Annotated in this window: 12 protein-coding genes; 6 read left to right on the top strand and 6 right to left on the bottom strand. The window is 61.6% G+C overall.

Going from position 1 to position 12,630, the window contains the following annotated elements:
• Positions 1-71 precede the first annotated feature (71 nt).
• The 4 genes from rlmN (at position 72) to K6M89_RS26810 (ending at position 4,139) form a co-directional block, all read left to right on the top strand.
• The gene (gene rlmN, locus K6M89_RS26825; protein ID WP_183917379.1) at positions 72-1,301 is read left to right on the top strand and encodes a dual-specificity RNA methyltransferase RlmN; all 1,230 of its coding nucleotides are present in this window, start codon (positions 72-74) and stop codon (positions 1,299-1,301) included.
• Between the two features lie 93 nt (positions 1,302-1,394).
• Positions 1,395-2,348 (top strand): ABC transporter substrate-binding protein, encoded by a 954-nt coding sequence (locus tag K6M89_RS26820; protein ID WP_222141618.1) that lies wholly within the window; start codon positions 1,395-1,397, stop codon positions 2,346-2,348.
• A gap of 121 nt (positions 2,349-2,469) precedes the next feature.
• On the top strand, positions 2,470-3,348 hold the full coding sequence (locus K6M89_RS26815; RefSeq protein ID WP_222141617.1) for an ABC transporter permease: 879 nt from the start codon (positions 2,470-2,472) through the stop codon (positions 3,346-3,348).
• Entirely contained in the window at positions 3,345-4,139 is a 795-nt protein-coding gene (locus K6M89_RS26810) for an ABC transporter ATP-binding protein (RefSeq protein WP_222141616.1), read from the top strand. The genes K6M89_RS26815 and K6M89_RS26810 overlap by 4 nt, the downstream gene beginning before the upstream one ends.
• An 8-nt stretch (positions 4,140-4,147) precedes the next feature.
• Here K6M89_RS26810 and K6M89_RS26805 read toward each other — a convergent pair whose 3' ends face one another.
• Together K6M89_RS26805 and K6M89_RS26800 are read right to left on the bottom strand one after the other, a co-directional pair.
• Positions 4,148-4,789 carry a LysE family translocator gene (locus K6M89_RS26805; RefSeq protein WP_222141615.1) on the bottom strand — a complete coding sequence of 214 codons (642 nt, stop codon included), beginning with the start codon at positions 4,787-4,789 and terminating at the stop codon, positions 4,148-4,150.
• Positions 4,790-4,873: 84 nt separating this feature from the next.
• A complete protein-coding gene (locus tag K6M89_RS26800) occupies positions 4,874-5,725 on the bottom strand; it encodes an SDR family NAD(P)-dependent oxidoreductase (protein ID WP_222141614.1) in 852 nt (283 codons plus the stop codon).
• A gap of 176 nt (positions 5,726-5,901) precedes the next feature.
• On the opposite strand from K6M89_RS26800, the gene K6M89_RS26795 reads away from it, so the two are divergent.
• Complete coding sequence (locus K6M89_RS26795; protein ID WP_097580576.1) at positions 5,902-7,125, top strand: argininosuccinate synthase; 1,224 nt, start codon at positions 5,902-5,904, stop codon at positions 7,123-7,125.
• A 142-nt stretch (positions 7,126-7,267) separates the two neighbouring features.
• Here the strand turns inward: K6M89_RS26795 and K6M89_RS26790 are convergent, their stop codons facing one another.
• Both K6M89_RS26790 and K6M89_RS31230 read right to left on the bottom strand, forming a co-directional pair.
• Complete coding sequence (locus K6M89_RS26790; protein WP_222141662.1) at positions 7,268-7,678, bottom strand: hypothetical protein; 411 nt, start codon at positions 7,676-7,678, stop codon at positions 7,268-7,270.
• A gap of 14 nt (positions 7,679-7,692) precedes the next feature.
• Entirely contained in the window at positions 7,693-8,763 is a 1,071-nt protein-coding gene (locus tag K6M89_RS31230) for a hypothetical protein (protein ID WP_246642705.1), read from the bottom strand.
• 335 nt (positions 8,764-9,098) lie between these two features.
• Here K6M89_RS31230 and K6M89_RS26780 point away from each other — a divergent pair, with 335 nt between their 5' ends.
• Positions 9,099-10,397: a mechanosensitive ion channel family protein gene (locus K6M89_RS26780; protein ID WP_222141613.1), complete on the top strand. Its 1,299-nt coding sequence runs from the start codon at positions 9,099-9,101 to the stop codon at positions 10,395-10,397.
• Positions 10,398-10,453: 56 nt separating this feature from the next.
• On the opposite strand, the gene K6M89_RS26775 is transcribed toward K6M89_RS26780, so the two are convergent.
• Together K6M89_RS26775 and K6M89_RS26770 are read right to left on the bottom strand one after the other, a co-directional pair.
• Complete coding sequence (locus K6M89_RS26775; protein ID WP_222141612.1) at positions 10,454-11,665, bottom strand: adenylosuccinate synthetase; 1,212 nt, start codon at positions 11,663-11,665, stop codon at positions 10,454-10,456.
• 58 nt (positions 11,666-11,723) lie between these two features.
• The gene (locus K6M89_RS26770) at positions 11,724-12,626 is read right to left on the bottom strand and encodes a hypothetical protein (RefSeq protein WP_222141611.1); all 903 of its coding nucleotides are present in this window, start codon (positions 12,624-12,626) and stop codon (positions 11,724-11,726) included.
• Positions 12,627-12,630: the final 4 nt, after the last annotated feature.

The following is a 12,630-nucleotide window of genomic DNA, read 5'->3' as shown; positions in this document are numbered from 1 at the left end:
TTCCGGCTTGCTCCTGAAGTCTGCGGGGCTTGCGGGGGCGGTTACGTGTTCGAATTCGGGATCTAAAGACCATGTCCGTCATGGATGCGATTGATGTCACCAAGCCACGGGCGCCGAACGCCTCTTCCGGCGCCGAAAAGCCTTCCCTGATCGGGCTGTCGCGCGAGGAAATGGCGGCGGTGCTCAGGGAAAAAGGCGTGGCCGAGAAGCAGATCAAGATGCGCGTCGCGCAGCTCTGGAACTGGATCTATGTGCGCGGCGTCTCCGATTTCGACCATATGACGAATGTCGCCAAGGACATGCGTGAAATGCTGAAGCAGCATTTCACCATCGCGCGTCCCGAAATCGTCGAGGAGCAGGTCTCCAACGACGGCACCCGCAAATGGCTGCTGCGCTTTCCCGCGCGGGGCGCAGGCCGCCCGGTCGAGATCGAAGCCGTCTACATTCCGGAAGAGGGGCGCGGCACGCTGTGCATTTCCAGCCAGGTCGGCTGCACGCTGACCTGTTCCTTCTGTCACACCGGCACGCAGCGGCTGGTGCGCAACCTGACCGCGGAGGAAATCCTGTCGCAGCTGCTGCTCGCCCGCGACCGGCTCGGCGACTTCCCGGATCGCGAAGCGCCGCAGGGCACGATCATGCCGGCCGAAGGCCGCAAGGTCAGCAATATCGTTATGATGGGCATGGGCGAGCCGCTCTATAATTTCGATGCCGTCAAACAAGCGCTGCTGATCGCTACGGATGGCGACGGCCTGTCGCTGTCCAAACGTCGCGTGACGCTTTCCACCTCCGGTGTCGTGCCGGAAATCTTCCGCACCGGCGAGGAGATCGGCGTCATGCTGGCGATCTCGCTGCATGCGGTGCGCGACGACCTGCGCGATATTCTGGTGCCGATCAACAAGAAGTATCCGCTGAAGGAACTGATCGACGCCTGCAAGGCCTATCCCGGCCTTTCCAATGCGCGGCGCATCACCTTCGAATATGTAATGCTGAAGGACGTCAATGACAGCCTGGAAGACGCCAAGGGGCTGATCAAGCTCCTGAAAGGCGTGCCGGCGAAGATCAACCTCATTCCGTTCAATCCCTGGCCCGGCACCAACTACCAGTGTTCGGACTGGGAGCAGATCGAGAAGTTCGCCGATTTCATCAATTCGGCGGGTTACGCTTCGCCGATCCGCACGCCGCGCGGCCGCGACATTCTTGCCGCCTGCGGCCAGCTGAAATCGGAATCCGAACGCATGCGCAAGACCGAGCGCCTGGCCTTCGAGGCGATGATGATCGCCAATCACGGCGCCGACGACTGATCAGCAAGTTTGAACCTCGCAACAATTCTCCGCGATTGATTTCAGGGGGCGCTTTTCTTAAAAGTGCCGCCAAAATCATATAGGAGGATACCCATGCGCCCGATTTTGCTCGCTCTTGCCGCCAGTTTGGTCCTTTCCCTTCCCGCCAAGGCCGATGACGTGACCGTCGCTGTGACGGCGATCGTCGAGCATCCGGCGCTGGATGCGGCCCGCAAGGGTGTTCTCGACGTGCTGACGGCGGCCGGCTACAAGGAAGGCGAGAACCTGAAATTCGTGTTCGAATCGGCGCAGGGCAATCCGGCGACGGCAGCCCAGATCGCCCGCCAGTTCGCCGGCGACGAACCCAATGTCATCGTGCCGATCTCGACGCCGTCAGCCCAGGCCGTGGTTTCCTCGACGCGTGACATTCCTGTCGTTTTCACGGCCGTCTCCGATCCGCTCGGCGCCCAGCTGGTCAAGAATATGGACAAGCCGGGCGGCAATGTCACCGGCCTTTCCGACATGTCCCCGGTCGGCGAGCACCTGGCGTTGATCAAGGAAATCCTGCCTGATGTGAAAACCATCGGCTATCTCTACAACTCAGGTGAGGCGAATTCGGTTTCGCTGCTCGCCGTGCTGAAGGCAGAAGCCGAAAAGGCCGGGCTGAAGGTGGTCGAATCGGCCGCCACCAAGTCGGCCGAGGTTCAGGGCGCTGCCCGCGCCCTCGTCGGCCGCGCCGATGCGATCTACATTCCGACCGACAACACGATCATCTCGGCGCTCGAAGGCGGCGTCGCGGTTGCCGAAGAAAGCAAGCTGCCGCTCTTCACCGCCGATACGGATTCGGTATCGCGCGGATCGATCGCCGCTCTCGGCTTCAATTATTACGACGTCGGCAAGCAGACGGGCGAAATCGTCGTGCGTGTGCTGAAAGGCGAAAACCCCGGTGATATCGCGGTCAAGACCGCCGCCGGCAGCGATCTCGTCGTCAACAAGTCGGCGGCGGCCAAGATGGGTGTCACCCTGCCCGAGAGCGTGCTTTCGCGGGCCAACAAAGTCATCGACTAATCGGCCGTAGGTCCATCGACCATTAACATTCAGCCGCTCCCGTTTGCACGGGGGCGGCTGAAGTATTACAAGGCTGCGGTTTCGCGACGGGCGGAACGGAAACAAAAAGGGGCTGAATGCCTTGAGCCAAATCGCATTCTGGGGGGCCGTCGAGCTCGGCCTGGTCTATTCCTTCGTCGCTCTCGGCGTCTATCTCGCCTTCCGCGTCCTCGATTTTCCCGACCTGACGGTCGACGGTTCCTTTCCGCTCGGCGCGGCGGTGACGGCGGTCTTGATCATTGCCGGCGTCAATGCCTGGCTTGCGGCGCTGATCGCCATGGCGGCGGGCGCGGGCGCGGGCATGGTGACGGCGCTGCTCAACGTGCGTTTCAAGATTCTCAACCTACTCGCCTCGATTCTGACGATGATCGCGCTGTTTTCCGTCAATTTGAGGGTGATGGGGAAACCCAATGTCGCCCTCATCAATGCCGATACGATGATCAGCCCGTTCTTCGGTCATGGCCTGCGCGATTTCTATGTGCGGCCGCTCTTCGTCGGCGTTCTCGTCATCGTCGCGCTCATCCTGGTCTGGCGCTTCCTGGAAAGCGACGCCGGGCTTGCCATGCGCGCGACCGGCGCCAATGGCAGGATGGCGCGGGCCCAGGGCGTCGACACCAGCCGGCAGATCTATCTCGGCATGGCGATCTCGAATGCGTTGGTCGCTTTCGGCGGCGCGCTGTTTGCCCAGACCAACGGTTTTGCCGACGTCACCTCCGGCGTCGGCACCATCGTCGTCGGCCTTGCCGCCGTCATCATCGGCGAGACCTTGCTCGGGCGGCGCGGCCTATTGATCGCGCTCGTCGGCTGCGTGCTCGGTTCGATCCTCTATCGCATCGCCATCCAGCTGGCGCTGTCGAGCGACGTCATCGGTCTGCAGGCCTCCGACCTCAATTTCGTGACGGCGGTGCTGGTGACCGTGGCACTCATTCTTCCCCGCCTTCGCAGAGGTGCCGCATCGTGATCAGCGTCAAGGATATCAAGGTCGTTTTCGGGCGTGGCACGCCGCTGCAGAAGCAGGCGCTGAACGGCGTCAGCCTGACCATCGAGCAGGGCTCCTTCGTCACCGTCATCGGCTCCAACGGCGCCGGCAAATCGACACTGCTCGGCGTGCTCGCCGGCGATGTCCTGCCGAGCGAGGGACAGGTGCTGATCGGCAAGAATGAGGTGACGCGCAAGTCGACGGCGGCGCGCGCCGGCCTGGTGGCGCGCGTCTTCCAGGATCCGCTGACAGGAAGCTGCGGCTCTTTGTCGATCGAGGAGAATCTCGCTCTCGCCGCCCGCCGCGGCGAAAGGCGCGGGCTTGCGCCGGCGCTCGCCGGCAAGAGGCGCGATTATTTCAAGGAGCGGATCGCCGAGCTCAATCTTGGGCTGGAAAACCGGCTGAAGGACCGCATGGATCTGCTTTCCGGCGGGCAGCGGCAGGCCGTTTCGCTCGTCATGGCGACACTTGCCGGGTCCGAGGTACTGCTGCTCGACGAACATACGGCAGCGCTCGATCCTGGGATGGCCGAGTTCGTGATGAACCTCACGCAGAAGATCGTGGCCGAGCGCAAGCTGACGACGATGATGGTGACCCATTCCATGCGCCAGGCGTTGGACTACGGCCACCGCACGATCATGCTGCATGGCGGCGAGATCGTTCTCGACGTTGCGGGCGACAACCGGAAGAACCTGCAGGTCGAGGACCTGATCGCAATGTTCCGCAAGATGCGCGGCCAGACGCTCGACGACGATGCTTTGCTGATTGGCTGAACCGGCCGCTATTTCGCCGGGGTGAGCAGGATCTTTGCGGCGAAGATCGAGAAGACGCCGGCGAAGGTATAGTCGATGCCGCGCAGCACCTTCCTGTTGTTCTGCAGCCAGGAAGCCAGCCAGTCGGCGGCAAGGATGACGCCGGCATTGACGGGCATGCCGATCAGGATAAAGCAAAACCCAAGGAACAGCAGCTTCTGCGTCACGGCGGGATCGCCGGCGCTGACGAATTGCGGCAGGAAGGTCATGAAGAAGATGATGACCTTCGGGTTCAGAAGATTGACCCAGAAGCCCGACGAGATGTTCGAAAGGGTGGTGCCCTTCTGCGCCTCGACCTTGGCGACGGTGAGCTTCGAGCCGAAGCGGATCGCCTGCACCGCCAGCCAGAGCAGATAAGCGGCGCCGCCGGTCTTCAGGATCAGGAAGGCGGTCGGCGAGGCGGTGATCAGCGCCGAAATGCCGAAGGCGACCAGCATGGTGTGAACGACGATCCCGAGGCTGGTGCCGACGACGACGAAGAGAGCGGAGTTCTTGCCCTGGGCCAGCGCGCGGCTGATCGACAGCGTCATGTCGGGACCGGGGGTTGCCGCGAGCAGCAACGTGGCGGCGGCAAAGCCGAGCAGCGTCGGCAGGCTGGGCAGGAGATCCATGGCACACTCCGAAAGCCGGAAAGACCTGACGATCTCTTAACCGGCTTTCGGAAAATTACCAATCAAACCTTCTGATGGCCTTCATTACTTCTGTTCCAAGAAGGCCTTGAACTTGTCGGCATGGTCCTTGTGCCAGCGCGACAGCGGCGGCCGGTTCTCGATGATGTCGCCCATCGCCCAGGCCATGCGTCGCTCGTCGACCGCGCGGCTCACGTCGTTGTCGGGGCAGAGGATATAGAAATCGCCGCGTGCGAGGCTTTCGACCATGAAATCGACCGTCTGCTCCGGCGTCCAGGCGCCGGCGGGCTTTTCCGCGCGGTCGCCCTTGGTGAGGCCGGTAAAGACGAAGCCGGGGATCAGCAGGTGCGCGGAGATCTTCGCTGCCGCGGTGTTGCGAAGCTCGTGCTCAAGCGCTTCGGTAAAGACTTTCACGCCAGCCTTGGAGATGTTGTAGGCCGGGTTGCCGGGCGGCGTGGTGATGCCCTGCTTGGAGCCGGTGTTGATGATCAGGCCGGGCTCGCCGTGCGACAGCATCTTCGGGCCGAAGACGCGCGTGCCGTTGACGACGCCCATCAGATTGACGGCGAAGATATGATCCCAGTTCGGCTGCGCGCTGAAGATCGAGGTCTCCGGGCCGATTCCGGCATTGTTCATCAGCACGTGCACGCGACCGAAACGCTGGAGCACGGCGCGTTCGAGCGCCTCCAGGGAGTCCCGGCTGGCGACGTCGGTCTCGACCGCCATGACATCCTCTTCGCCGGCAATGGCCTTGAGTTCGTCGGCGGCTGTTGCCAGGCGGTCGCCGCCGAGATCGGCGATGACGACGCTCATGCCTTGGCCGGCGAAATATTTCGCCGCCGCCAGGCCGATGCCGGACGCGCCGCCGGTGACGACCGCAACATTGGATTTCTTGAAAATGTCTTGAATATTCGTCACGGGCAGCCTCTCCTCGAGCATTGTTCGGACGATGGCGAATATGGGCTCCGCTTTCGCGCTGTCAAACGCTATCGCGCCGGTGGCGCCGCACTTGCCCTTGCTTCACGCGCCAATCTCGCTAAAAGTGCCGCGACACCGGGTTTTCGCCGGCCTTTTATGCAACGGACCTCATCATCATGGCATCATACAAAGACGTGAAGAAAGTCGTTCTCGCCTATTCCGGCGGCCTCGACACCTCGATCATCCTGAAGTGGCTGCAGACCGAGCTCGGCGCCGAAGTCGTCACCTTCACCGCCGATCTCGGCCAGGGCGAAGAACTGGAGCCGGCGCGCAAGAAGGCCGAGATGCTCGGCATCAAGGAGATTTACATCGAGGATGTGCGCGAGGAATTCGTGCGCGATTTCGTCTTCCCGATGTTCCGTGCCAATGCCGTTTACGAAGGCGTCTATCTGCTAGGCACCTCGATCGCCCGTCCGCTGATTTCCAAGCACCTGATCGATATCGCCCGCAAGACCGGCGCTGATGCGATCGCCCACGGCGCGACCGGCAAGGGCAACGACCAGGTTCGTTTCGAGCTCTCCGCCTATGCTTTGAATCCCGACATCAAGATCATCGCGCCGTGGCGCGACTGGGCGTTCAAGAGCCGCACGGATCTGCTGGCCTTCGCCGAACAGCATCAGATCCCGGTCGCCAAGGACAAGAAGGGCGAAGCGCCGTTCTCCGTCGACGCCAACCTGCTGCACTCCTCCTCCGAGGGCAAGGTTCTCGAGGACCCCGCCCAGGAGGCGCCGGAATATGTGCATATGCGCACGATTTCGCCCGAGGCCGCGCCCGACAAGGCGACGGTGATCAAGGTCGGCTTCCGCAAGGGCGACGCCGTCTCGATCAACGGCGTCGAGATGTCGCCGGCGACACTGCTCGCAACGCTCAACACTTATGGCCGCGACAACGGCATCGGCCGGCTCGACCTCGTCGAGAACCGCTTCGTCGGCATGAAGTCGCGCGGCGTCTACGAAACGCCCGGCGGCACGATCCTGCTTACGGCGCACCGCGCCATCGAATCGATCACGCTCGACCGCGGGGCAGCTCATCTCAAGGACGAGATCATGCCGCGTTACGCCGAGCTGATCTATTACGGCTTCTGGTTCTCGCCGGAGCGTGAGATGCTGCAGGCGCTGATCGACAAGAGCCAGGAGCATGTCGAAGGCGAAGTGACGCTGAAGCTCTACAAGGGCAACGTCATGGTCATCGGTCGTGAAAGCGAAAAGTCGCTCTATTCCGACAAGCTCGTCACTTTCGAGGACGACCAGGGCGCCTACGACCAGAAGGACGCAGCCGGCTTCATCAAGCTCAACGCGCTGCGCCTGCGCACGCTCGGCAAGCGCAACCTCGCGAAGTAATCACGCTTCGCTTTCGAAGGATGTGCGCCCGCCGGCTTTGCCGCGCGGGCGTTTTCGTGGAAGCGGTAGCAAGCGTCCCTAATCTCAGAACGTTTAAAATGATCGGATGCCCGACATTCCGCGTGAGGGGTAGTCGCAAAATCTAGCCGCAGGTATCAGCGATCTTCTTCAGTTCGACTGCAGGCTCCAGAGTGACGTCGTTCTTCTTTCCGACGAAACGGTAGGTCCCGCGCCACAAGCCGTCTGCAGCCTCCGAAATGCGCAGCCGGTGATCGCCGTCCTTGCAACTCGCGTCATAGGCCAAGTCACCCATGTCGGTGAAATCCAGCTTGCATTTGGCGGCCTGCGCTTTCGGCAAAACCGGGTTCATGTGGCTTTTTACGGCCGTCTTGTCGTAGCAAATCTGGAAGACCTGCTCATCGTTCTTCAGCTCTGGCGTGGGAACCGGGGTAAAGACCCTCACCTGCCAGAGTCCCGTGGGAAGGCCGCTCTCCTCAGCGAAGGCGGCGGCCGGGCTCAGCACGAATGCGGCGGCAAGAACACAGCGCAGCATGGTTTTCGCTCTCCTCATTGGCACTCGCCAATCCGCTTGACCTGAACATCCGTGACCGGCTGCGGCATGTCGGAATCGCCCTCGTAGACCTCGTTATAGGAGATCTGGCCGCTAAAGCTTTCGCCGCCATTTTCCGGTTGGAGATAGAGCCCCCATGACGTCCCGATGCCGCCGTGGTCGCATTGCGCGCTCATCTGGACGCCGCTGTCGTAGAAGTGGATCCTGTCGATCAGCACGCATTTGACGCCCGAGGGTTTGGGCATCAGCGGCAGGTTATCCGCAGTCATGTCGTTCTTGACGCAGATGTCACGGCTGGCGTCCACCACTTTCATTTCCGTATCGGTATGCTGAAGGGTCTTCCAGGTGAAGCGCCAGAGGCCTCCCCATTCCGGTCGCTTCGTCGGCGTGCCTTCGGCGCGCGCCGGCGGGCTTTCCTGGGTCGAGAGATCAGCCGTCTGCAACGCCAGCCGGCGCGAGAACCAGGCGCCGACGATGTTAAAGTCGTTGAAGGTGATGTGATACGGCTTGAGGATCTCATCCTGCTGCGCGAGTGTCGTGCCGGCGACCGAAACCTTGCGGCCGTAATAGACCTGTATCTCCCGGAATTTTTCCTCCGGCATCGGCTCGGTCTCCCGAAGCGGCGCCTGGTTCAGCACCGACTGGGCGACATCGCGGCCGAGCGCCGCATAGGTGCCTTGCGCCTCCTCGGCAAAATAAGCGCCGAACATCTCGACCATCGCGAAGGTCTGATCCTGTTTCATGCGCTCGCTAAAGGTGGCGCCAGCGGCCTCATAACCAGCCCTGTCCGTCCCGAACTTCTTAAAGATCGCCTCGTGATCACCGTCCGGATCGAGGAACATCGCATAAGTGATGTGGCCGTAGGTCCGGTAGTCGATGCCGTTGACCGGTTCGAGCATCTTCACGTCAAAACCGGCACGGCTGGCGGCGATCTTCGGCAAGGATGCCGGTGACGGGTTTTCGATACCCGCTGGGGCGGAGTGAGATTGCGCCCGCACGGAAGAGGGCAACGAGCCAGCCATCACAAGCGATAGCGCTGCGACACCGGCAAATGACGGACGCGACATGATATTATCCTCATCGAGCCGGGGACAGCGCGGCACGTCGGCGGAGGCAGGCTCTCAGAGGAACGACAGTCTTTCTATCGATCACTCCACTTGTCGCCCCGATGATGTTCAAGAATTTCTCTCCTGCGCGCCGTTTCCGCCGACTTAGATATGAAGGCGGTGCAAAAAGGAAAGGGTCGGTCCGGCACGTCGACGCCTGTCGTGGTCGCGCTCCACGAAATTGGCGGCAACGATGTCAAAAAGCGTGAATGGGATCACCGGTGATCGTGCGGTGAATTGAACAAAAATGGTGTCGACGCCTTTATCTGCCTTGAAGGGCTACAAAGGCCGGAACCATGGATGTCAGGCAGACAATCGACGCGTTCGAGCAGTGGTTCCGAACGTTTGTCTTCAGCGAATGGACGCTCTATCAATTCGGAATTATCGCCGTCGGTTATGTCGCAGCATCGTTCCTGGCATCACGCACTGAAGCCGCGTTGGAAGCGAAAGCCAGGCGCATCAAAGGTAATCCGGACCTCTTGCGCGTGATAATCGCCTTCATGCGGCGCTTGAAGTGGCTCTTTCTTGCGGTATGGCTGTGGCTTGCAAACGTCGCCCTCACCCAAAACACCTGGCCGTCGCAACGGTGGCTTGTCTCGACTGCCCTGACGCTGACGGCGGCTTGGTTCATCATCTCCGTACTGACCAAGATTATCCATAATCCCACCCTGTCGCGTACGGTCGCAATCGTCAGTTGGAGCTACGTCGCGTTGTACGCGCTCCGGCTTGACGGTCCGGTGCTTTCCGCGCTCGATGGCCTGGCTGTCAATCTGGGGGCCGTGCGGCTTTCACTCCTTCTTGTGCTGAAAGCGGTCGTCTTGGCTGTCGCGCTCATCTGGATGGCGGTTCTCGTCGGCAATGTCCTGTCCCGTTGGGTGCAGAGGTCGAGCGATCTTTCGCCATCGATCAAGGTCCTGATCAGCAAGTTCATAAAAATCGGCTTGATCATGATCGCCGGCGCAATTGCCTTGTCAGCGACCGGCATCGACCTTACGGCATTGACCGTTTTTTCCGGCGCAGTTGGCGTCGGAATAGGCTTCGGCCTTCAGAAAGTCGTATCGAACTTCATCTCGGGCATCATCATCCTGCTCGATAAATCCATCAAGCCAGGCGACACGATCACGCTCGGAGATACCTTCGGTTCGATCCGCGATTTGCGCTCGCGGTTCGTCTCGGTCATCACGCGTGACGGCAAAGAATACCTGATCCCCAACGAGGACTTCATTTCCCAACAGGTCGTCAACTGGTCGTTCTCCAGTGACTATGTCAGGATCGATGTCGACTTCGGTACGGCTTATGACAGCGATCCACATGAAGTCGCCAGAATCGCAATCGCGACTGCCTCTACGGTGGATCGCGTTGCCAACAATTACAGGGCGCCGGTATGCTGGCTTACCTGCTTTGGCGCTTCATCGCTTGATTTCCGGCTCCGCTTCTGGATCTCCGATCCCGCAAATGGTCTGACGAATGTCAGGGGCCAGGTGTTGATGGCGCTTTGGGACGCGTTCAAGGAGGCCGGCGTGTCGATCCCGTTCCCGCACCGGGAAATCATCATGAGGACGCCCGTCGAGATCAAGCAGTCGCGCAAGGACTAAGCGACGATATTGGACCCGCCGGCAAATGCTGAGCGGGCTTTTATTGCTGCGTTGAATTAGGCGACGGCTGCTTCGACATAGAGCCTGACGTCACGACGACGCGGTCCCCAGCTCTCGGCCCAGAGCGGCAGGCCGACGAAATCGGCTATATCAGGCGCGGCCTTGACAGGATCAAGCCGGATTACTTCCTCTTGATCGGTGACGGCAAAGCCGTCTTCCGTCTGATCGAGACAGGTTACCGCCAGCCCGGCTTTGACCGCAATGCCGCCGCGATCCGAGGTCAGATCATCTGCGATGGCCTTGCGGAGCATAAAGAGATCGAGCGGGGCGAGCCTTAGGCTACCTTGCCATTCGTTCGGTGCGTTGGTGGGGTCGACGACATTGACGCCACGGAGCGTGGGAACCTCCCCCTTGAGGGGTCCCGCGCCGTGGCGGGTGGTGTAGCAGCGCGTCGCATATACCGCGTCCAACTCTGTGACACCGGCCTCGGCGGCGATGGCGCGTATATTTGCTAGCCCGGTATTCGAACGGGTGACGTGAGGAAATGCGCCACGGTTCTGATCGAGGCATAGGCCTTGTGCCGCCTCGAAGATGACAGTGCCGCGTTCGCACAGCCGTCGGTCGGGCCAGAGCGTGACGTGGTCGAGATATGCGGCGCAATCCGCCTCGAAGCCGGCGATGGTGATGTCGTCAGCCAGTACGGCAGCCAGTTCTTCGGGTAAGGCGGTGATGCCGAGCGCGGCGAGCCGTCCAGGCACCCAGCCGTCTCGGATCGAAACAAGGAGGGCGTGCAGATCAGGGCGAAACAGGTCCTTTGTCGAAAGGGCGAGTTCGGGGTGCAGGTTGCGCTCGATAGTCTCGCCGAAGCCGAGGCCGCAGCTTCCGTGGCGGGCAGTGCCCCGGGCCAATTCCACGGCCTGGTTGATCAGGACGTCGAAAGGTGTGGTGATCAGGGCGCGCGGGTCGCTGCTGGTCTGAGGCTTCGCACCCCGCTCATTGAGGGCGGCCAACTCGTCGAGAAACAGCATCGGGTGAGCGACGAAGAAGCGACTGAAGTGGGTGGCAGCTCCGGCAAAGCTGCCCGAGCCGACATGGTGGAAGACGTGGCGGATGCCGGCGGGATCGACCACGGTATGGCCGGCTTGAGCGCCGCCATTGCTGCGAACCACCACCGCTCCCGGCGTGACTGCGGCAAGGCGATCGACCATCAGTCCCTTGCCTTCGTCGCCGTAAAGCGCACCGATCACGGCCTTTGCTTGGATACTCATCATTCTGCTCCTCGACGGCGCCCGGAGCGATCGCGCCGGGGCCTTTCAAATATCTCACTTAGAAGAGCGGGAGCAGGCGCCGGTTCTGGCGTTCACCAATTGCCTTGGCCACGACTGCCGCCGCCGCATCCGGCCAGCTGGCAGCCACCTCGCCGGCATCCCGGCCCTCGGTGATTTCGATGATCGAAACCACCAATTCGGCAATGCGCCTGTAGTCATCGAGCACGAAGGTGCGGCCGGGCAGCAGCGGCTGCCAGCTCCGCAGCACCCGGTCAAGTCCCTTGGCCGCATAGCCCTCGCGGATGACGATGTGGAAGACCTCGTAGGATCTCTGCGCCATCGCGAGGCATTCCCGGGCGCTCAGACCGCGCGGCGGTTCGATGCCGAAGATGCGGGCGATCTGGTCGGCGGACAGGCCGTTGTGAACCGGCTCGTCACCGATGGTGAAGAGATACCCCTTGCGGCCGCGTCTTTCGAAGGCATCGGTCGAGGTTTTGAGGGCTGCCAGAAGGTGGGCGGCGCTGTAGCTCTCGCCGTTATTGCCACCGCCATTGCCTTCCAGCCACAAGGCGCGGATCTGGCTGGCAAGCGAGATATCGGCCTCGAATTGGGTGGCCTGCAGGGGTGCGGCATCGGTGAACGCGTCTCCGACCGCCGCCACCATGATGTGCGGATCGGATACCGGACGGCGGTCGTAGATCTCCGATGTCAGGGTGATGAGCCCCCCGCGCATAAGCTCGTGGGCGATCATGCCCATCGAACCAGTCACATCCGAAGCTAGAATGATCGGAGTCGATTGCGGATTGTAGGCGCTGTCGCGGCTCTCGCGAGTGGAAAAGCGCGCCGGATCGAACCGCGGATCGATGCCGGTGGCGCCGAATATTTCCGACCGGCTGCGGCCGTCCACATGGCGTGCATTGTAGGCCGCCCATTCTGCGGTGCTGAAACGTCCCATACCCATGGCA

It is taken from the genome of Rhizobium croatiense (assembly GCF_019793465.1).
GTDB lineage: Bacteria > Pseudomonadota > Alphaproteobacteria > Rhizobiales > Rhizobiaceae > Rhizobium > Rhizobium croatiense.
This window is presented reverse-complemented; position numbering and strand designations above follow the sequence as displayed.

What these genes read in the sequence shown, in the direction of transcription:
- K6M89_RS26805 (WP_222141615.1), bottom strand. Translation starts at nt 4,789, where the DNA reads ATGGATCTCCTGCCCAGCCTGCCGACGCTGCTCGGCTTTGCCGCCGCC.
- K6M89_RS26780 (WP_222141613.1), top strand. Translation starts at nt 9,099, where the DNA reads ATGGATGTCAGGCAGACAATCGACGCGTTCGAGCAGTGGTTCCGAACG.
- K6M89_RS26820 (WP_222141618.1), top strand. Translation starts at nt 1,395, where the DNA reads ATGCGCCCGATTTTGCTCGCTCTTGCCGCCAGTTTGGTCCTTTCCCTT.
- K6M89_RS26795 (WP_097580576.1), top strand. Translation starts at nt 5,902, where the DNA reads ATGGCATCATACAAAGACGTGAAGAAAGTCGTTCTCGCCTATTCCGGC.
- rlmN (WP_183917379.1), top strand. Translation starts at nt 72, where the DNA reads ATGTCCGTCATGGATGCGATTGATGTCACCAAGCCACGGGCGCCGAAC.
- K6M89_RS26775 (WP_222141612.1), bottom strand. Translation starts at nt 11,665, where the DNA reads ATGAGTATCCAAGCAAAGGCCGTGATCGGTGCGCTTTACGGCGACGAA.
- K6M89_RS31230 (WP_246642705.1), bottom strand. Translation starts at nt 8,763, where the DNA reads ATGTCGCGTCCGTCATTTGCCGGTGTCGCAGCGCTATCGCTTGTGATG.
- K6M89_RS26790 (WP_222141662.1), bottom strand. Translation starts at nt 7,678, where the DNA reads ATGCTGCGCTGTGTTCTTGCCGCCGCATTCGTGCTGAGCCCGGCCGCC.
- K6M89_RS26770 (WP_222141611.1), bottom strand. Translation starts at nt 12,626, where the DNA reads ATGGGTATGGGACGTTTCAGCACCGCAGAATGGGCGGCCTACAATGCA.